22 protein-coding genes are annotated in these 19,488 nt (G+C 50.9%); 15 read left to right on the top strand and 7 right to left on the bottom strand.

Going from position 1 to position 19,488, the window contains the following annotated elements:
- Window positions 1–3: 3 nt before the first annotated feature.
- The 3 genes from ybeD (at window position 4) to lipA (ending at window position 2,194) form a co-directional block, all read left to right on the top strand.
- A complete protein-coding gene (gene ybeD / locus OGX91_RS10070) occupies window positions 4–267 on the top strand; it encodes a DUF493 family protein YbeD (protein ID WP_000850547.1) in 264 nt (87 codons plus the stop codon).
- 113 nt (window positions 268–380) lie between these two features.
- On the top strand, window positions 381–1,022 hold the full coding sequence (lipB, locus tag OGX91_RS10065) for a lipoyl(octanoyl) transferase LipB (protein WP_286626135.1): 642 nt from the start codon (window positions 381–383) through the stop codon (window positions 1,020–1,022).
- 206 nt (window positions 1,023–1,228) lie between these two features.
- On the top strand, window positions 1,229–2,194 hold the full coding sequence (gene lipA, locus OGX91_RS10060; protein WP_040232557.1) for a lipoyl synthase: 966 nt from the start codon (window positions 1,229–1,231) through the stop codon (window positions 2,192–2,194).
- A 97-nt stretch (window positions 2,195–2,291) separates the two neighbouring features.
- On the opposite strand, the gene tatE is transcribed toward lipA, so the two are convergent.
- Window positions 2,292–2,495 carry a twin-arginine translocase subunit TatE gene (tatE, locus tag OGX91_RS10055; protein WP_005120835.1) on the bottom strand — a complete coding sequence of 68 codons (204 nt, stop codon included), beginning with the start codon at window positions 2,493–2,495 and terminating at the stop codon, window positions 2,292–2,294.
- Between the two features lie 128 nt (window positions 2,496–2,623).
- Window positions 2,624–3,412 (bottom strand): deaminated glutathione amidase, encoded by a 789-nt coding sequence (locus OGX91_RS10050; protein WP_040232559.1) that lies wholly within the window; start codon window positions 3,410–3,412, stop codon window positions 2,624–2,626.
- 90 nt (window positions 3,413–3,502) lie between these two features.
- Between OGX91_RS10050 and crcB the strand changes: the two genes are divergently transcribed.
- On the top strand, window positions 3,503–3,886 hold the full coding sequence (gene crcB / locus OGX91_RS10045; RefSeq protein ID WP_040232560.1) for a fluoride efflux transporter CrcB: 384 nt from the start codon (window positions 3,503–3,505) through the stop codon (window positions 3,884–3,886).
- 50 nt (window positions 3,887–3,936) lie between these two features.
- Here crcB and cspE read toward each other — a convergent pair whose 3' ends face one another.
- Both cspE and pagP read right to left on the bottom strand, forming a co-directional pair.
- Window positions 3,937–4,146: a transcription antiterminator/RNA stability regulator CspE gene (cspE, locus tag OGX91_RS10040; RefSeq protein ID WP_000034825.1), complete on the bottom strand. Its 210-nt coding sequence runs from the start codon at window positions 4,144–4,146 to the stop codon at window positions 3,937–3,939.
- A gap of 189 nt (window positions 4,147–4,335) precedes the next feature.
- Window positions 4,336–4,899, bottom strand: a complete 564-nt coding sequence (pagP, locus tag OGX91_RS10035) for a lipid IV(A) palmitoyltransferase PagP (protein WP_005120838.1) — start codon at window positions 4,897–4,899, stop codon at window positions 4,336–4,338.
- Between the two features lie 457 nt (window positions 4,900–5,356).
- Between pagP and dcuC the strand changes: the two genes are divergently transcribed.
- Entirely contained in the window at window positions 5,357–6,739 is a 1,383-nt protein-coding gene (dcuC, locus tag OGX91_RS10030) for an anaerobic C4-dicarboxylate transporter DcuC (protein ID WP_155021553.1), read from the top strand.
- Window positions 6,740–6,888: 149 nt separating this feature from the next.
- Here the strand turns inward: dcuC and dpiA are convergent, their stop codons facing one another.
- A complete protein-coding gene (gene dpiA / locus OGX91_RS10025; protein ID WP_005120841.1) occupies window positions 6,889–7,569 on the bottom strand; it encodes a two-component response regulator DpiA in 681 nt (226 codons plus the stop codon).
- Window positions 7,538–9,199 (bottom strand): sensor histidine kinase DpiB, encoded by a 1,662-nt coding sequence (dpiB, locus tag OGX91_RS10020; RefSeq protein ID WP_155021554.1) that lies wholly within the window; start codon window positions 9,197–9,199, stop codon window positions 7,538–7,540. The genes dpiA and dpiB overlap by 32 nt, the downstream gene beginning before the upstream one ends.
- A 389-nt stretch (window positions 9,200–9,588) precedes the next feature.
- Here dpiB and citC point away from each other — a divergent pair, with 389 nt between their 5' ends.
- The 8 genes from citC to rna all read left to right on the top strand — a co-directional run bounded on the left by citC (window position 9,589) and on the right by rna (window position 17,256).
- Window positions 9,589–10,665: a [citrate (pro-3S)-lyase] ligase gene (gene citC, locus OGX91_RS10015; RefSeq protein WP_005120842.1), complete on the top strand. Its 1,077-nt coding sequence runs from the start codon at window positions 9,589–9,591 to the stop codon at window positions 10,663–10,665.
- Window positions 10,662–10,958 carry a citrate lyase acyl carrier protein gene (gene citD, locus OGX91_RS10010; RefSeq protein WP_005120843.1) on the top strand — a complete coding sequence of 99 codons (297 nt, stop codon included), beginning with the start codon at window positions 10,662–10,664 and terminating at the stop codon, window positions 10,956–10,958. The genes citC and citD overlap by 4 nt, the downstream gene beginning before the upstream one ends.
- The gene (locus OGX91_RS10005; RefSeq protein ID WP_005120844.1) at window positions 10,955–11,863 is read left to right on the top strand and encodes an aldolase/citrate lyase family protein; all 909 of its coding nucleotides are present in this window, start codon (window positions 10,955–10,957) and stop codon (window positions 11,861–11,863) included. Before citD ends, OGX91_RS10005 begins: the two co-directional genes overlap by 4 nt.
- A 9-nt stretch (window positions 11,864–11,872) precedes the next feature.
- On the top strand, window positions 11,873–13,405 hold the full coding sequence (citF, locus tag OGX91_RS10000; RefSeq protein WP_040232565.1) for a citrate lyase subunit alpha: 1,533 nt from the start codon (window positions 11,873–11,875) through the stop codon (window positions 13,403–13,405).
- Window positions 13,406–13,408: 3 nt separating this feature from the next.
- Window positions 13,409–13,963, top strand: coding sequence for a citrate lyase holo-[acyl-carrier protein] synthase (citX, locus tag OGX91_RS09995; protein WP_005120847.1), 555 nt, complete (start codon window positions 13,409–13,411; stop codon window positions 13,961–13,963).
- Window positions 13,932–14,837 carry a triphosphoribosyl-dephospho-CoA synthase CitG gene (citG, locus tag OGX91_RS09990; protein ID WP_040232568.1) on the top strand — a complete coding sequence of 302 codons (906 nt, stop codon included), beginning with the start codon at window positions 13,932–13,934 and terminating at the stop codon, window positions 14,835–14,837. Before citX ends, citG begins: the two co-directional genes overlap by 32 nt.
- Before the next feature lie 25 nt (window positions 14,838–14,862).
- On the top strand, window positions 14,863–16,326 hold the full coding sequence (citT, locus tag OGX91_RS09985) for a citrate/succinate antiporter CitT (RefSeq protein WP_005120849.1): 1,464 nt from the start codon (window positions 14,863–14,865) through the stop codon (window positions 16,324–16,326).
- Window positions 16,327–16,449: 123 nt separating this feature from the next.
- Window positions 16,450–17,256 (top strand): ribonuclease I, encoded by an 807-nt coding sequence (rna, locus tag OGX91_RS09980; protein ID WP_005120850.1) that lies wholly within the window; start codon window positions 16,450–16,452, stop codon window positions 17,254–17,256.
- A gap of 64 nt (window positions 17,257–17,320) precedes the next feature.
- On the opposite strand, the gene OGX91_RS09975 is transcribed toward rna, so the two are convergent.
- Complete coding sequence (locus OGX91_RS09975) at window positions 17,321–18,151, bottom strand: alpha/beta fold hydrolase (RefSeq protein WP_005120852.1); 831 nt, start codon at window positions 18,149–18,151, stop codon at window positions 17,321–17,323.
- Window positions 18,152–18,424: 273 nt separating this feature from the next.
- On the opposite strand from OGX91_RS09975, the gene rnk reads away from it, so the two are divergent.
- Window positions 18,425–18,835 (top strand): nucleoside diphosphate kinase regulator, encoded by a 411-nt coding sequence (rnk, locus tag OGX91_RS09970; protein ID WP_005120853.1) that lies wholly within the window; start codon window positions 18,425–18,427, stop codon window positions 18,833–18,835.
- Between the two features lie 196 nt (window positions 18,836–19,031).
- Window positions 19,032–19,460, top strand: a complete 429-nt coding sequence (gene uspG, locus OGX91_RS09965; protein WP_005120854.1) for a universal stress protein UspG — start codon at window positions 19,032–19,034, stop codon at window positions 19,458–19,460.
- The last annotated feature ends 28 nt before the right edge of the window (window positions 19,461–19,488 follow it).

Below are 19,488 nucleotides of genomic sequence, written 5' to 3'. Positions count from 1 at the left end.
GACATGAAAACCAAACTTAACGAACTGCTTGAATTCCCTACTCCATTTACTTACAAAGTAATGGGGCAGGCGTTGCCTGAGCTGGTTGATCAGGTGGTTGAAGTGGTACAGCGCCATGCGCCAGGTGATTACTCCCCAACGGTAAAACCGAGCAGCAAAGGCAATTACCACTCGGTCTCTATCACTATTAATGCGACACACATTGAGCAGGTTGAAACACTGTACGAAGAATTAGGTAATATCGATATCGTACGTATGGTGCTGTAAAAGCCTGTCGGTTACCCGCTGCATCCCCGCTCGGGTAACCCCTCCCCCCTGTGATATACTTTCCCCCTCTTTAACATTCTCTACTCTATGTGAGTATCTACGGAGATGCCGTTTTGTATCAGGATAAAATTCTTGTCCGCCAGCTCGGTCTTCAGCCCTACGAGCCAGTCTCTCTGGCCATGCACGAATTCACCGATACCCGCGATGAAAATAGTCATGATGAAATCTGGCTGGTAGAGCATTATCCTGTCTTTACCCAGGGTCAGGCCGGTAAAGCAGAGCACGTACTGATGCCCGGTGATATTCCCGTTATCCAAAGCGATCGGGGCGGTCAGGTGACATACCACGGACCCGGCCAGCAGGTTATGTATGTTCTGTTGAATCTCAAACGCCGCAAACTGGGCGTGCGTGAACTGGTAACACTGCTGGAACAAACCGTGGTGAATACGCTTGCGGAGATAGGTATTGACGCTCATCCGCGCGCTGATGCGCCTGGTGTATACGTCGGGGAGAAGAAAATCTGCTCTTTGGGGTTACGTATTCGTAGAGGATGTTCGTTTCACGGCTTAGCGCTCAACGTGGATATGGATTTGTCGCCTTTCCTGCGTATCAATCCTTGTGGTTACGCCGGAATGGAGATGGCGAAAGTATCGCAGTGGGATAGCGCAGCCACGACCGAGAACATTCGCCCACGCCTGCTGGCGAACATCTTAGCGCTGTTGGGCAATCCCCCCCACGAGTACATCGCAGACTGAAAAACAGGTTATCGTTTGCCGCAGCAAATGTTGTGGCAAATGGCACAAAACAACAACTATTTTACATTTTGCCAGCCTGTCAGGCTGCTTTCTGGCCCGTTTCAATGATATACTGCGTATCACTAATTCAAAAATAGTTGATAAATGCAACATTTCCTTGAATTGAAACGCTTTCCTTCGTAATTCGCAACTGGAACACGCAAGCTATGAGTAAACCCATTGTGATGGAACGCGGTGTTAAATACCGCGATGCCGATAAGATGGCTCTTATCCCGGTAAAAAATGTAGCAACAGAGCGCGAAGCCCTGCTGCGTAAGCCGGAATGGATGAAAATAAAACTGCCAGCGGACTCCACTCGCATCCAGGGTATCAAAGCAGCGATGCGCAAAAATGGCCTGCACTCTGTATGCGAAGAAGCGTCCTGCCCTAACCTGGCAGAATGTTTCAACCACGGGACCGCGACCTTTATGATCCTCGGCGCAATCTGTACCCGCCGTTGCCCATTCTGTGACGTTGCCCATGGTCGCCCGGTTGCCCCTGATGCTAACGAACCGTTAAAACTGGCTCAGACGATTGCTGACATGGCGCTGCGCTATGTCGTCATTACCTCCGTTGACCGCGACGATCTACGCGATGGTGGCGCTCAGCATTTCGCGGATTGTATCACCGCTATTCGTGAGAAGAGCCCGTCGATTAAAATCGAAACGCTGGTGCCTGACTTCCGTGGTCGTATGGATCGCGCGCTGGATATCCTCACAGCCACGCCGCCGGACGTGTTTAACCACAACCTCGAGAACGTTCCGCGTATTTACCGCAACGTACGCCCTGGGGCTGATTACAACTGGTCACTGAAGCTTCTGGAACGTTTCAAGGAAGCACACCCTGAGATCCCAACCAAATCCGGTCTGATGGTGGGTCTGGGTGAAACCAATGCTGAAATCATTGAGGTTATGCGCGATCTGCGCAGTCACGGCGTGACAATGCTGACGCTGGGGCAGTATTTACAGCCAAGCCGTCACCACCTGCCGGTTCAGCGCTATGTAAGCCCGGACGAGTTTGATGAGATGAAGGCTGAAGCGATGTCCATGGGCTTTACCCATGCAGCCTGCGGCCCATTTGTTCGTTCTTCATACCATGCTGACATGCAGGCCAAAGGGCTGGAAGTGAAGTAATCGTGTAATACTCACTTACATTTCAGCAATAAAAAAACCGGCAATTGCCGGTTTTTTTTCATGCAGAGTATGCAGTATGAGCATCGTGCTCCTGACATTACTCTTTATGGGAAAGCTTCTCAGTCTGAACGCTACCGTCAGCCTCTTTCCTGGCATCGGCATTATCATCGTTCATCGCCTTCTTGAAGCCTTTAATTGCCGTTCCCAGGTCTCCACCCAGTGTACGTAACTTCTTGGTACCAAACAGCAGAACGACCAGTGCGGCAACCACCAGCAGTTTGGTAATACTAATCTCACCCATAGATACCTTCTTAACTTAAACCAGGCTGCATAAAGCGCCATATTAACCTGAGAATATTAACGGCCTTTCGACGCGCGCACACAATAGCAATCTGTAACAAGGTGAATCAAGCCTTGTTTAAAAAAACGTCATAATAATTGCGGTGGCGCAAAGCGGCGGTTACGTAACACAGGAAGTTGCGCCCTGACCTGCCTCACCCGCTCGGCAGAAACCTCCGTCATTATCAGCGCGGGCGTTTCCGCCGCAGCGGCAATGGTCACACCAAACGGATCGATAACCCGGCTTTGGCCAATATTCTTGTTACCGCACTCCCCTGCAGCAATCACATAACAGGTTGCATCCAGGGCTCTTGCCGCCAAAAGCGTAGCCCAGTGATACTCTTTCAGCGATCCTCGCACCCAGGCAGCCGGTAAGACCAGGATTTCAGCCCCCTGTAACGCGAGCGCCAATGCCAGCTCAGGGAAGCGTAGGTCATAGCAGGTCATTAACCCTACTTTTAATCCGCCAACGTCCAGCAGCGGCGCTACAGCCTCACCTGCATCGACATTCCGCGACTCCTGAATCGAAAAGGCATCGTAGAGATGTAATTTCGCGTAATGGGCCACGACTCGACCTGCCCGAAGTGCCACCAGCATATTCAACGCCCGGCCAGGCACAGAGGGAACATGAATCGTCAGAATCGTCGTCATCTCGTTTTGCGCGCTCTCTTGCTGTAGCCGCGTCAAAAAACCGCCCTCCAGTAGCTGAGCTGACTTCACCGATAAATCGGGGTCGAGATCGTCACGGGCTAACAGCGCTTCCGGCAACACCAACAGAGATGCTCCCTCTCCTGCGGCCTGAGACATCAACTGGACACACGTTTCCGCATTTTTTTCCCACGAGGGGCTCACGGCAAATTGCCCTGCTGCAACAAACATATTCCCTCCAGAAAAATGGGTTAAGCTCGCCAACAACGATTATTCAGCGTTACACTCACGCTATATACAATCAAATAGCAGGATTACGCAGTGTTACAACTCCTTTTAGCAGTTTTTATCGGTGGCGGTACAGGAAGCGTAGCAAGATGGATGTTAAGCATGCGCTTCAATCCGCTGCATCAGGCCATCCCATTCGGTACGCTGGCAGCAAATCTGATTGGCGCGTTTATTATTGGCATGGGGCTGGCGTGGTTTAACCGCATGACAAACATTGATCCAATGTGGAAAGTGTTCATTACCACCGGTTTCTGCGGGGGACTGACGACGTTTTCAACCTTCTCGGCAGAAGTGGTGTTTTTGCTGCAGGAAGGACGCTTTGGTTGGGCAATGGTGAATGTGCTGGTTAACCTGTTGGGTTCATTTGCGATGACCGCCCTGGCATTCTGGCTGGTTTCAGCTTCTCCTGCACACTAGGCGAAAAAAACCCGCAATTAAGCGGGTTTTGAATGCTTGCTGTCGTATGCTTACAGAGCGATTACGTTTGCAGCAGAAGGGCCTTTGGCACCGTTAGTGATTTCGAACTCTACGCGCTGACCTTCAGCCAGAGTTTTAAAACCATTGGTCTGGATTGCAGAGAAGTGTACGAACACGTCTTTGCTGCCATCTTCCGGAGTAATGAAACCGAATCCTTTGGACTCATTAAACCACTTAACGTTACCTTTAATCTTAGACATCAAAATTACCTTTACATGAAAAATAGACACAAATGCTGTGTCGGGTATCAGTACAACAATTGTGATGCACTTTGTCCAGTCGAACTTTGTCAAAAAGTGATAAATGTCGCGTTATTTTTCAGACAAACAATATATCCATTTGTTTTTAAACAAGTTTATAATAATCCACCTGACAATACAGGTAGTCTGTCAAAACTGGAAACGCATCCAGGCAAAGTAGACATTTCCGTTGTTATACGTACCCGGAATGTAGGTCATCTGGAACGTTGCCGGGCCATAGCCTATCGATGCCAACGGCAGGATCAATGGCACGGGAATATAGTTCCAGTTATCGCGCGCGGTGAAACCAGCTGTATAGCCCAGCCCCAGACGGAAATTATCATCGGCCAGCGGTCGCCAGGTTTTTTCCCAGCCATAGCCGCCAATCGGCTCCCATTTATTGAAGGAATCCTTGAAGGCCATAATATAGAGCCCGTGCCAATTACCCTTATCATCCCAACGGGACTGGCCAAATCCTGCCCCCCAGGGACGTTCGTTGTAGCGATCGGTTTTCTCTTTATCGTAGGCAAAACGCGCATGCCAGGTAATGGCCGGCACATACAGATCATAATGTTCGGGCTGCTGCCAGGTTTCACTGACATTATCTTTAAAAGTATCAAACCACCCTTTATCCTCAGCAATCCCCTGGGGAATAAAGGCTAACTGAATAAAAAGAAATGAAAAAATGAGAAAATAACGTTTAGCGACAATCACGACTTAATTACCATCCTGGGAGTTAGTATTAATTGTAGCAAACGGAACCTTAACGTTAACTTAACAAAGATGCGCTAATAAAAAATCAGAATATTCTCCACATATAAATTTCAGATTATTATCATTATGTTTATTGTGGTTTTTATTTATGACACGCTCTCTTATTTTTATTAACCAGCTTTTTTATGCAAAAACGCCAAAATATATTACAATCAATTAACATAAATGCATCATTACAAAGCAAAATAACACATAAAACCAGAGCGCTTTACAACTTTTGATTGCAGTACTCCCTTCTCATCCGCTATGTTGAAAAAACGCCTGCGCCATCGGTTGAATCCGTATTTTTATTGATTTTAATCAGCAAGAGGCAGGTGTTTATTAGGCACATTCTCACACCGCTTTATGCTTTTTTTAGTTTTTTAACTTTCTGGGCGTCAATATGACAGGGGAAACAATGTTGACATTTATAGAACTCCTTATTGGAGTCGTTGTTATTGTGGGTGTAGCTCGCTACATCATTAAAGGTTATTCCGCGACCGGCGTATTGTTTGTCGGGGGCCTGGCTTTATTGATTATCAGCGCCCTGATGGGACATAAAATTCTGCCCGGCAGTGCCGAAAGTACTGGCTACACCGCGACAGATATTGTTGAATATATTAAGATTTTGCTAATGAGCCGCGGCGGCGATCTCGGCATGATGATTATGATGCTGTGTGGTTTTGCCGCCTACATGACGCATATCGGCGCGAACGATATGGTCGTTAAGCTGGCCTCCAAACCCCTGCAATATATCAACTCGCCTTACATGCTAATGATTGCCGCCTATTTTGTTGCCTGCCTGATGTCACTGGCAGTCTCTTCGGCAACCGGGCTGGGCGTGCTGTTGATGGCGACACTCTTTCCGGTCATGGTTAACGTTGGGATCAGTCGTGGTGCTGCGGCGGCCATTTGCGCCTCCCCTGCCGCAATCATTCTTTCTCCAACTTCCGGGGATGTCGTGTTGGCTGCAAAAGCAGCGGAAATGCCACTGATTGACTTCGCGTTTAAAACCACGCTGCCGATTTCCATTGCGGCCATTATTGGTATGGCGATTGCTCATTACTTCTGGCAGCGCTATCTGGATAAAAAAGAGAACATCTCTCACGAAATGTTAGATGTGGCAGAAATCACCACTACAGCTCCCTCGTTTTACGCCATTCTGCCGTTTACCCCGATCGTCGGTGTACTGATTTTTGATGGTAAATGGGGCCCGCAACTGCACATTATCACGATTCTGGTGCTGTGCATGCTTATTGCCGCAGTGCTGGAGTTCATCCGCGGATTCAACACCCAGAAGGTTTTCTCAGGTCTGGAAGTCGCCTACCGCGGAATGGCAGATGCCTTTGCTAACGTCGTCATGCTGTTAGTTGCAGCCGGTGTATTTGCTCAGGGTCTGAGCACCATTGGCTTTATTCAGAGTCTGATCTCTATCGCCACCTCATTTGGTTCTGCGAGCATTATTCTGATGCTGGTGCTGGTTATCCTGACCATGTTGGCCGCAATGACCACGGGCTCCGGTAACGCGCCTTTCTACGCCTTCGTTGAGATGATCCCAAAACTGGCGCACTCTTCCGGTATCAACCCTGCCTACCTTTCGATCCCAATGCTGCAGGCATCAAACCTCGGACGCACAATCTCCCCGGTATCCGGTGTGGTTGTGGCTGTCGCGGGGATGGCGAAGATTTCACCGTTTGAAGTCGTAAAACGGACTTCTGTTCCGGTTCTGGTCGGACTGCTGATTGTGATTATTGCTACTGAAGTGATGGTACCGGCAACGTCTGCCCTGATTGGCGGTTAACGATACCTGTCAATACCTGACCTTAATACACAAAATCATTTATGCTGCATCGCGGCGGAAAGTGAAGACATCCCCAGGAGCATAGATAACTATGTGACTGGGGTTTCTGCACACAGCCAACAAAGAGGCTGCTTAAAGGATGACGTGTATTAGCCGCCGTGGTAGATACGCTGCGGCCTACCTACTTTCCCGTGAATAATCTCCGCAATGATCAAATGGCGGCTGGCACAGTACTCCAGGTAGCGTCTGGAGGTGGTACGGCTGATAGTAAGCGCCTGGGCGATCGTTTCCGCAGTATGATGCACCGTCGGGTCAGCAAATAACTTAAGTACCGCATTCAGCGTTAGCGCGTCGATCCCCGTCGGCAAATCCCCTTTCGGCTCACCGCGCGCATAGGCATTAAACATTTCATCAATCTGTTTTTGGCTGGCACTGTCATTACCGGCCAGCATTCTTCTGCGTTGCTGATAGCGGGTAAGCGTCTGCCCCAGTCGCTCGTAGGCTATAGGTTTAACCAGATAATCAAACGCCCCGCTGCGTACGGCTTCAGAAACCGTATCCATATCACTGGCTGCCGTGGTAAACACCACGCCGCCTGGGTAACGTGCCTGAGTCAGCTCGTGTAATAAAGTTATGCCCTTACCATCCGGCAGGTAGTTATCAAGAAGAATCAAACCGGGCTTAAAACGCTCAATCATCATTCTTGCCTGCGCAAGATTACCCGCCAGCCATATCTGGCTGAAACCGGGTATATGGCGGATATATTCAGCATGCATTTCCGCCAGTAGCGTTTCATCCTCAACGATCAACAGCGTTAATGGTTCCGTCATTGTTTTTTTTCACTTTCGGAAGAAATAAAGAAAATAAGGTACCGCAGGGGGAGTTATCTTCGAGCGTAATAACCCCATTACAGCGCCTCACATAACTTGCAATCAGATACAAACCGATGCCATGCTCGCCTGGTTCATCGGTACGAGTGCTCACACCCTGTTCAAATATTTTTTCGCGCAATGCTTCCGGTACGCCACAACCTTGATCGGCGACTTCGATGATCACCTCATCGCCCTCATCGCTCAGATAGAGTTCAACGACCTTGTTACCCTGCTGGGTACGCAAACTGGCTTCAAAAGCATTATCAAGCAGATTGCCAACAATTGCTGCAAACTCTGTGCTATCCAACCCCTCAGGAAGTTTATGCAGTTGACTGCCAGGCACAATAATCATAGTGAGGCCCAGTTCCCGCGCACGCTGTACCTTGCCAAACAGCAGGCCTGCAACCTGACGATCGGCGAAAGCGCCGCGCAGACTATCAATGAGTTGCTGCTGCGCCTGCGACTCTCCCTGAACCATGGCCAGCACCCGGTCATACTCTTTCATTTGTAGCAGACCATTGATGGTGGACATCCAGTTCAGGTGTTCATGACGTAGCGTTCTCAGACTTTCTACATACTGTTTGATTTGTGTTAGCTGGGCATTCAGGGTCGCAATTTCATCTTTGCTACGAAAGCTGATGATAGCTCCGAGCAGTTCATCGCCAGAGCGAATCGCCTCACGGTTGGCAATAACACTCAATCCATTAAAGTTAACCATCGCATCCTGACGCTTTTCCGCAATCTGCTGGGTAAAAAAGTCTGCTGGCTGAACGACGTCCGCAATCGGCTTACCCAACCACTTACGTCCGGGCGACGAGAGCCCCAGCATTTTTCTCGCACTGCGGTTTATCGCCGTAATGCACCCGTCAGGATCAACAGCAATTAAGCCTTCGTAGACTGAGCTAAACAGCGCCTCCTGCTGACGTACCACCCGCGCGATTTGTTTAGGCTCCATACCCAACATCTGACGCCGAATATGGGCGGCAAAAAACCAGGAAAGTAACATAAGCACCAGCAACAACAGAATGAACACCCCAGCCATCGGAAGTAAGAAATCCGAGCGCCAGCTGTCGATTTTACTGATCAGGTAGCCAATTGAGACAACACCGATGATTTTACCATCATCATCAAAGATAGGGGTTTTGGCGCGCATCGCCATCCCGATAGACCCTTTACCGGTAATAAAGTAGCTTTCCCCTTTCTCCAGCGCACCGGGTTTGGTGAACTGCATGGGGTAGCCGATTTTATCCGGATTAGGGTGATAAAGACGGATCGAGTGGGTATCACCGATAACCACATAGTCAAAGTCAGTCCCGCTCTGCAACTTATCCGCTATCGTTGCCAGACGCTCGTAATCACGGTGCTTTACGGCAGCAATAATGCTGTCGTTCGAGGCGATAATTTTCGCCTGATTCATTGCCATATCGCGGACATGCGTTGCCAGATAATCTTCAAAGCTGGCGGTAAAGTATTGTGCTAACGCCGCGATGATAAAAACAGAAACGACCAGAATGAGTAGAAAGATACGCAACGGAAACGCCAGACTGCGAAAAAAAGGAAACCGTGTTTTATTTTTCTTTTTCGACATATGTTTTCCTCACCGACGTTAACCGAAACTTATTTTTCGTTGTATATGTAATAAAAATGTTTTATTTACAAGTCACGGCCTAAAATAGGATCGTTACAGATTCCCCACCTTAAATCAATTAAACAAATAAAAACCACACGCTATTTCCGGGTTAAATTAATTAAAAAACTTAAAACCATAAAACACATTAAAACCATCTAACTTATTGTGAAATAAATCAAAATTTGCCGCCAAAATACTCCTTACGATGTATGCAACAGGGAAAAAAAGAAATACTCCGTAATAAAAAAACATTCCCTTCAATTGCAAACAAAACGTTATCAAGTTGCTAAACAGAGCAACAAAAACAGAAACCCAGTAACAAATATACCATCGGGGCTCTATTTACTATGTTCGGTAATAATATATTCACGCAAGTTAAACGCTCAGAAAATAAAAAGATGGCGGTTATCGCTCAATTTCTGAAAGAAAACGATTTGAGCGTTGATACCACCGTCGAAGTATTTATCACCGTCACCCGTAACGACCGCCTGATCGCTTGTGGCGGCATCGCCGGCAATATCATTAAATGCGTCGCGATCTGTGAATCCGTACGCGGTGAAGGCTTAGCACTGACGCTGGCGACTGAGTTAATCAACCTCGCCTACGAGCGGCATTGCACCCATCTCTTCATCTATACCAAAACCGAGTATGAGTCACTGTTTAAGCAGTGCGGCTTTTCGACGCTGACCAGCGTGCCCGGCATTATGGTATTAATGGAAAACAGCACCACTCGCCTCAAACGTTACGCTGAATCATTGGCAAAACAGCGTCGTGAAGGGAAAAAAATTGGCTGTATCGTGATGAACGCCAACCCCTTCACCAACGGGCACCGTTTTCTGATCCAACAAGCCGCCGCACAGTGCGACTGGCTGCATCTGTTTTTGGTGAAAGAAGATACTTCGCGTTTCCCGTATGAAGACCGACTGAACCTGGTTCTCAAAGGGACAAAAGATATTCCACGTTTAACCGTACACCGCGGTTCGGAATACATCATCTCTCGCGCCACGTTCCCGTGCTACTTCATTAAAGAGCAGAGCGTTATTAACCACTGCTACACCGAAATAGACCTGAAAATTTTCCGTCAGTACCTGGCCCCAGCACTCGGCGTTACGCACCGCTTCGTCGGGACTGAGCCGTATTGCACCGTCACCTCCCAGTACAACAACGATATGCGCTACTGGCTGGAGACCCCAACACTTCCCGCCCCGCCGATTGAACTGGTGGAAATTGAGCGGCTGTGTTTCCAGGAGATGCCGATTTCCGCCTCCTGGGTGCGCAAGCTGCTGGTTAAAAAAGATCTCACGGCTATCGCATCCCTGGTTCCCGAAGCCACGCTGCACTACTTGCAAAGCATGGTTGAGCGAACCTCATCGGCTGCGGCAGTCCGCCAAAATACCCCCGCATTAGCAACAGGTGAAAAATGAAAATAAACCAGGCAGCCGTCGCAGGCACTCTCGAGTCCGGTGATGTGATGATTCGCATCGCCCCGCTCGATACGCAGGATATTGACCTGCAGGTTAACAGTAGCGTCGAAAAGCAGTTCGGTGATGCCATCAGGGCCACCATTCTGGACGTTCTGTCCCGCTATAACGTCCGCGGCGTGCAATTAAATGTTGATGATAAAGGCGCACTGGACTGCATTTTACGTGCGCGACTGGAAGCATTACTGGCCCGCGCCAGCGGCATTCCGGCACTGCCATGGGAGGATTGCCAATGATTTCCGATTCTTTACAACAACGTAAATCCCGCACACGCCGCAGCATGTTGTTCGTACCAGGCGCTAACGCCGCGATGGTCAGCAACTCATTCATCTACCCGGCAGATGCGCTGATGTTCGACCTGGAAGACTCCGTCGCACTGCGTGAGAAAGATACCGCGCGCCGCATGGTTTATCACGCGCTACAGCATCCGCTGTATCACGACATTGAAACTATCGTGCGCGTTAATGCCCTCGACTCCGAATGGGGCATCAATGACCTCGAAGCCGTCGTACGTGGTGGTGCTGACATCGTGCGTTTACCCAAAACGGATACCGCCCAGGATGTCACCGATATCGAAAGCGAAATCCTGCGTATTGAAAACGCCTGTGGTCGTGAACCCGGTAGCACCGGTCTGTTGGCCGCTATCGAATCACCATTAGGTATTACCCGCGCGGTAGAAATTGCCCACGCTTCCGAGCGTCTGATCGGTATTGCTCTCGGCGCAGAAGACTACGTGCGTAACCTGCGCACCGAACGCTCGCCGGAAGGTACCGAACTGCTGTTTGCACGTTGCTCAATTCTGCAGGCTGCGCGTTCCGCCGGCATTCAGGCGTTCGATACCGTCTATTCCGATGCCAATAACGAAGCGGGTTTCCTGCACGAAGCCGCACACATCAAGCAACTGGGTTTTGATGGTAAGTCGCTCATCAACCCGCGTCAGATTGAACTCCTGCACAACCTGTATGCCCCGACGCGTAAAGAGCTGGCTCACGCACGTCTGGTGGTAGAAGCCGCTGAAGCCGCCGCCCGTGAAGGCCGTGGCGTAGTTTCCCTGAACGGCAAGATGGTCGACAGCCCGGTTATCGAGCGCGCCCTTCTGGTTATCTCCCGTGCAGAACTTTCCGGCATTCGCGAAGAATAAGGCAAAAAAATGACGCAGAAAATCGAACAGTCTCAACGACAGGATCGCGTGGCGACCTGGAGCCGTCATGCAGAAAGCGAGCTTTCCGCTTATCAGAGCACCGCAAAAGTTGAATTACAGGCGCAAAAACCGCGCAACAAAAAGCTGTGCGCTAACCTGGAAGAGGCCATTCGCCGTTCAGGCTTACAGGATGGTATGACCATCTCCTTCCACCACGCTTTCCGTGGTGGCGATCTGACGATCAACCTGGTGATGGATACCATCGCTGCAATGGGCTTTAAAAACCTGACGCTGGCTTCCAGCTCCCTGAGCGACTGCCATGCGCCGCTGGTTGAACACATTCGCCAGGGTGTCGTCAGCCGTATTTATACTTCTGGTCTGCGTGGCCCGCTGGCAGAAGAGATCTCTCGCGGTCTGCTGGCTGAACCTGTTCAGGTCCACTCTCACGGTGGTCGTGTACATCTGGTACAAAGCGGCGAGCTCAACATTGATGTCGCCTTCCTCGGCGTGCCGTCCTGTGACCCGTTTGGTAACGCCAACGGTTACACCGGTAAAGCCTGCTGTGGCTCGCTGGGCTACGCTCGTGTCGATGCTGAAAACGCAAAACAGGTTGTTCTGCTGACCGAACAGCTGCTGACCTACCCGCATAATCCAGCCAGCATTACCCAGGATCAGGTGGATCTAATTGTACAAATCGACCAGGTCGGTGATGCTGACAAAATTGGTGCTGATGCCACTCGCATGACCACCAACCCGCGCGAATTGCTGATCGCCCGCAGCGCAGCAGATGTTATTGCTAACTCCGGCTACTTCAAAGAAGGTTTCTCATTGCAGACCGGTACCGGCGGCGCGTCTCTGGCCGTTACCCGTTTCCTGGAAGACAAAATGCGCAGCCGCGACATCCGTGCTGACTTTGCGCTGGGCGGCATCACTGCCACCATCGTTGACCTGCATGAGAAAGGCTTAATCCGCAAACTGCTGGATGTACAGAGCTTCGACCGTAATGCGGCAGAATCTCTGGCACGCAATCCAAATCACATTGAAATCAGTGCTAACCAGTATGCCAACTGGGGCTCAAAAGGCGCCTCTGTCGATCGTCTGGATGTCGTGGTGCTGAGCGCGCTTGAAGTGGATACCAACTTCAACGTTAACGTACTGACCGGTTCTGACGGCGTACTGCGCGGCGCATCCGGTGGCCACTGTGATACAGCTGTTGCCGCAGCGCTTTCCATCATCGTCGCACCGCTGGTTCGCGGGCGCATCCCGACGCTGGTTGATAACGTCCTGACCTGCGTAACCCCGGGTTCCAGCGTTGATATCCTGGTCACTGACCACGGTATCGCCGTCAACCCTGCACGCCCTGAGCTGGCAGAACGTCTGCAAGAAGCGGGCATGAAAGTCGTGTCCATTGAATGGTTGCGCGAACGTGCCCAGCAGCTTACCGGTCAGCCCCGCGCTATCGAATTTACTGACCGCGTGATTGCCGTTGTGCGTTATCGCGATGGCTCAGTAATTGACGTTGTGCATCAGGTGAAGGAATAAGCCATGCACCTGCTCCCTGAACACGCCACCTGCCACGCGGTTTCCATTCCCGAGCTGCTTGCCAGCCGTGATGAGAGACAAGCGAGGCAACATGCCTGGCTCACGCGTCATCACGCGCCATTGGTCTCTTTTACCGTGGTAGCGCCAGGTCCGATCAAAGACAGCGAATTAACCCGTCGCATCTTTAATCACGGCGTCATCGCCCTGCTTACGCTGGCGAAACAATCATCCTGGATTGTCAGGGAGCAAACTGCGCTGGTCTCTGCCAGCGGTCCGGAAGGACTGTTGTCCATTGAGGCGCCAGCCCACGACCTCAAGCTCGCCACCATCGAGCTTGAGCATTCACATCCGCTGGGACGGTTATGGGACATCGATGTCCTGACCCCTGAAGGAGAAATCCTGTCCCGCCGTCATTTCGCGCTTCCTGCCCGCCGCTGTCTGTTGTGCGAGCAAAGCGCTGCCGACTGTGCGCGGGGTAAAACCCACGCGCTTTCCGACTTACTCATTCAAATGGAGGCACTGCTGCATGATGCCGATTCCCGCAACATCGACGAATAACGCAGTCCTTCCACTGGATCTGCCCGACGCCTACGCAACGCTTGCCTGGCGCGCCATGCTGACTGAAGTCAACTTATCGCCCAAACCGGGCCTGGTGGATCGCATTAATAACGGCGCACATAAAGATATGGCGCTGGAAGATTTTTATCGCAGCGCAGAGGCTATCCAGGCCTGGCTGCCACGTTTTATCGAATACGGCGCATTCAGCGCGCAGTTGGCACCTGAAGAGGTACTGAAAGGACTGCGTCCGCTGGGTATGGCCTGCGAAGCCGATATGTTTCGCGCCACCGCCGGGGTGAATACCCATAAAGGCAGCGTCTTTTCTCTGGGACTGCTGTGTGCCGCCATTGGCCGCCTGCACCAACTCCAACTGACTGTTACCGCTGAAACCATTTGCTCTACGGCAGCAACATTTTGCCGTGGCCTGACCGAGCGCGAACTGCGCCAGAACAATCAACAACTCACGGCTGGCCAACGTCTTTATCAGCAACTGGGATTAACCGGCGCACGGGGCGAAGCCGAAGCGGGATATCCGCTCGTCATCCAGCATGCCCTGCCGCACTACCGCGCACTGCTGACTCAGGGCCGCGACCCTGAACTGGCGTTACTCGACACATTATTGCTGCTGATGTCTATCAATGGCGACACCAACGTGGCTTCACGTGGTGGCGCGGAGGGTCTGCGGTGGATACAACAGCAGGCCACCACATTATTGCAGCAAGGGGGAATTCGTACCCCTGCCGATCTCCATTACCTACACCAGTTCGACCAACAGTGCATCGAACGCAACCTCAGTCCTGGAGGCTGCGCCGATCTGCTGATCGTTACCTGGTTCTTAGCTCAGATTTCGCAAGTTCATCATTATCACAATTAAAGATCCTTTCCGGAGAATCACACACATGTCTTTAGCAAAAGATAAAATTTGGAAGTTACTGGCCCCATTGGTCGTGATGGGTGTCATGTTTCTTATCCCCGTCCCTGATGGAATGCCTCCACAGGCCTGGCACTACTTTGCCGTATTTGTGGCAATGATCGTCGGTATGATCCTCGAGCCGATCCCGGCAACAGCGATCAGCTTTATCGCCGTCACGATCTGCGTTATTGGCAGCAACTACCTGCTGTTTGATGCTTCCGAACTGGCCGACCCGGCGTTTAAAGCAGGTAAACAAGCGCTGAAGTGGGGTCTGGCAGGCTTCTCCAGCACCACCGTGTGGTTGGTGTTCGGTGCGTTTATATTTGCGCTGGGTTATGAAGTCACCGGTCTGGGTCGTCGTATCGCGCTGTTTCTGGTGAAATTCATGGGTAAACGTACCCTGACGCTGGGCTATGCGATTGTTATTATCGACATCCTGCTGGCGCCGTTTACGCCGTCCAACACCGCGCGTACCGGTGGTACAGTGTTCCCGGTTATCAAAAACCTGCCGCCACTGTTCAAATCCTTCCCTAACGATCCTTCCGCACGCCGTATCGGCGGATATCTGATGTGGATGATGGTTATCAGTACCAGCCTGAGTTCCTCTATGTTCGTTACCGGCGCTGCGCCAAACGTACTGGGTCTGGAATTCGTTAACAAAATCGCTGGCATTCAAATCAGCTGGTTGCAGTGGTTCCTCAGCTTCCTGCCGGTCGGTATTCTTTTGCTGATCGTTGCCCCGTGGCTGTCTTACGTACTGTACAAACCGGAAGTCACCCACAGTGCTGAAGTTGCAGCATGGGCCGGCGATGAACTGAAAACTATGGGTAAACTGACCCGTAAAGAGATAACGCTGATCGGCCTGGTACTGCTCAGCCTGGGCCTGTGGGTATTTGGCGGCAAGCTGATTGACGCTACCGCAGTGGGTCTGCTGGCAGTCTCCCTGATGCTGGCTCTGCATGTTGTACCGTGGAAAGACATTACTCGCTATAACAGCGCATGGAACACCCTGGTCAACCTTGCCACTCTGGTGGTAATGGCCAACGGTTTGACCCGTTCAGGTTTCATCGACTGGTTTGCCAACACCATGAGCACGCACCTGGAAGGGTTCTCGCCTAATGCGACAGTAATCGTTCTGGTACTGGTGTTCTACTTTGCTCACTACCTGTTTGCCAGCCTTTCTGCACACACCGCCACCATGCTGCCAGTTATTCTGGCGGTAGGTAAAGGTATCCCGGGCGTTCCGATGGAACATCTGTGTATCCTGCTGGTGTTGTCCATCGGTATCATGGGCTGTCTGACTCCGTATGCCACGGGCCCTGGTGTTATCATCTATGGCTGTGGATATGTGAAATCCAAAGACTATTGGCGTTTGGGTGCTATCTTCGGTGTCATCTACATCTCAATGCTTCTGCTGGTTGGCTGGCCGATTCTGGCAATGTGGAGTTAATCCGCGCACTTTACACATAGTCAAAACGCATAGCTAAAATGATGCCAGTCAGCTAAACCTGACTGGCATTTTTTATGATTAAATAGATGATATTCAGAATTTATATAAGTGTCCGAATTCATCATGACATCAACATGGCGTTCTTTTTCTTTACTGGCAGCGCTTCTGCTGCCGGTTTCTGCGGCTCAGGCCGATGAACTTCAGGCCAGACAGTACGGTGATTTTGACCGCTACGTGCTGGCCCTCTCCTGGCAAACCGGTTTTTGTCAGAGTCAGCATGAGCGTAATCGTCAGGAGCCTGACGAATGCCGTTTGCAAAAGGAGACCGACAATAAAGCAGATTTTCTGACGGTTCATGGCCTGTGGCCCAGCCTGCCAAAATCCATTGCCGCCCGCGGTGTCGATAATCGTCGTTGGATGCGTTTTGGCTGCGCGACTCGCCCCATACCCAACCTGCCTGAAGCTCGCGCCAGCCGGAAATGCGCCGCTCCCGAAACCGGGCTGTCGCTGGAAAGCGCGGCAAAACTCAGCGCCGTCATGCCCGGCGCCGGTGGGAGATCCTGTCTGGAACGTTACGAGTATGCCAAACATGGCGCCTGTTTCGGTTTTGATCCCGACGCGTACTTCGGCACCATGGTGCGGTTGAACAATGAGATTAAGAGTAGCGAGACGGGCAAGTTTCTGGCGGATAACTACGGTAAAACCGTCAGCCGTAGCGCATTTGACGCCGCATTCGCTAAAAATTGGGGCAAAGAGAATATCAAAGCAGTGAAGCTAAGTTGTCACGGCAACCCCGCTTATCTGACGGAGATCCAGTTTTCATTAAAAGCCGATGCCATCAACCAACCTTTATCATCCCGTTCATTCCTGCCGCAACCGCATCCAGGTAACTGCGGTAAACAGTTTATTATCGACAAAACAGGATACTGAACAGCCCGACCGAACGCTACGCTGCTCCCCTGTCGGGCGGAACAGCGTAGTACTTCTCAAAAGATTACGACTGAATAAAGTCGAGTAGATCGGCGTTGATCTGCTGTTTATGGGTGGTGCAAATACCGTGAGACCCTCCGGCATACACCTTCAACTGTGCATCTGGTAGGATTTCTGCTGCAACCTTGCCGCAGGTTTCAAACGGGACAATCTGATCGTCGTCACCATGAATCACCAGCGTCGGGATGGTCATTTTTTTGAGATCTTCACGCAAGTCTGTTTCCGAGAAAGCATGGATACAGTCGTACAGTGCTTTGATTGATCCTTGTAAGCCCTGTTCGACAAAACTTTCGCGGATCGCCTTCGACTCCTTTGCGCCAGGTCGATTGTAGCCATAAAATGCAGCCGTCAACTCATAGAAAAAGGCGGCACGATCGTTCACAACGCCTTCACGAATGCTATCGAACACCTCCCTTGGTACACCATTCGGGTTAAAGTCGGTTTTAATCATGATGGGGGTTACCGCACCAATGAGTACCGCTTTTGCTACCCTCTGCGTCCCATGGCGGCCAATATACCGGGCAACTTCGCCACCGCCGGTAGAGTGCCCGACATGGACGGCATCTTTAAGATTGAGATGCGCGGTAAGTTCAGCCAGATCGTCAGCATACTGATCCATATTGTGATCATCCCAGGGTTGGGCCGAACGCCCATGTCCACGCCTGTCATGGGCGATCACACGAAATCCTTTCGACCCGAGGAACAACATCTGATCCTCAAACGCATCTGCCGTCAGCGGCCAACCATGACTGAAGACAATGGGCTGTCCACTTCCCCAGTCTTTGAAATGCAAATAGCTGCCATCTTTTAAGGTAAGTTTGTCGTACTGGCTCATGAGATCTCCTGTCGAGGAACACTGAGTTGTCGTGGCGCGCCCGCAGCGAGCGCTTAAAAAGCATAATGCAAATTTGAGAACGATCACGTTTTTTACCTCCCCCTTCATCTGCAGCAATATTGATGATTTGCCTGAATGTGAACTAAATCACTTCAAACCAGGGGTAAGTCTCAGTATCATCATAAAAGCTAAACCCTTGCCGCCTGACGGTGAGGGTTTTCTTTTGGGATTATTTACCTGCGCATCCGCAGTATCGACGACATGGAGTAATAAATGTCCAGACCAACTATTATCATTAACGACCTCGATGCGGAACGCATTGACCGCCTGTTGGAGCAACCTGCGTTTGCTGGTTTACCGATAGCGGACGCATTAAACGCTGAACTGGATCGCGCCCAAATGTGTTCCCCGGAAACCATGCCGCACGACGTGGTGACCATGAACAGCCGCGTGAAATTCCGCAATCTGAGCGATGGCGAAGTACGTGTACGTACCCTGGTATATCCGGCCAATATGACTGACAGCAGTACACAGCTTTCGGTAATGGCGCCAGTCGGTGCAGCGCTTCTGGGTCTGCGCGTTGGCGATACGATCCATTGGGAATTACCGGGCGGTACATCGACCCACCTCGAAGTCATCGAGCTTGAGTACCAGCCTGAAGCTGCAGGCGACTACCTGCGCTAACTCTGTCTTATCAAAGCGACTCGCTTTATCTTACAGGGGATGCATCCGCATCCTCTTTCCGCTTCACCCCCTGCTTTCTTTCATTTACTGCACTTCCTTTTCTCCTGTTCGCAAAACATAAATCTGTGTCGTGACTGACAGAATCATTTTTAATACTATGCTGTTATGTGTTCATGTAATGACAAGGAGAATGTTTATGTACAACACAATCATAATGCCTGTTGATGTATTCGAAATGGAGCTGAGCGACAAGGCTGTTCGCCATGCAGAATTTCTGGCACAAGACAAAGGGGTGATCCATCTGCTGCATGTGCTCCCAGGTTCTGCCAGTCTGAGTTTGCACCGCTTTGCCGCTGACGTTCGCCGTTTTGAAGAGCATCTGCAACACGAAGCGGAAACCCGTCTGCAAACGATGGTCGGTCACTTCAGTATCGATCCTTCCCGCATTAAGCAGCACGTTCGCTTTGGTAGCGTGCGTGATGTGGTCAACGAATTGGGTGAAGAGTTGAATGCAGATGTGGTGGTCATCGGATCACGTAACCCATCAATCAGCACCCATCTGCTCGGATCTAACGCCTCCAGCGTTGTTCGTCACGCGACCCTGCCGGTGCTGGTTGTACGTTAACAGCAACTGATTTGCTATAGAAAACCCC

The organism is Citrobacter sp. Cpa228, from assembly GCF_030333085.1.
Classification (GTDB): Bacteria; Pseudomonadota; Gammaproteobacteria; order Enterobacterales; family Enterobacteriaceae; genus Citrobacter; species Citrobacter pasteurii.
The sequence above is the reverse complement of the archived record's forward strand: the minus strand, read 5'-3'. Positions and strand labels throughout refer to the sequence as shown.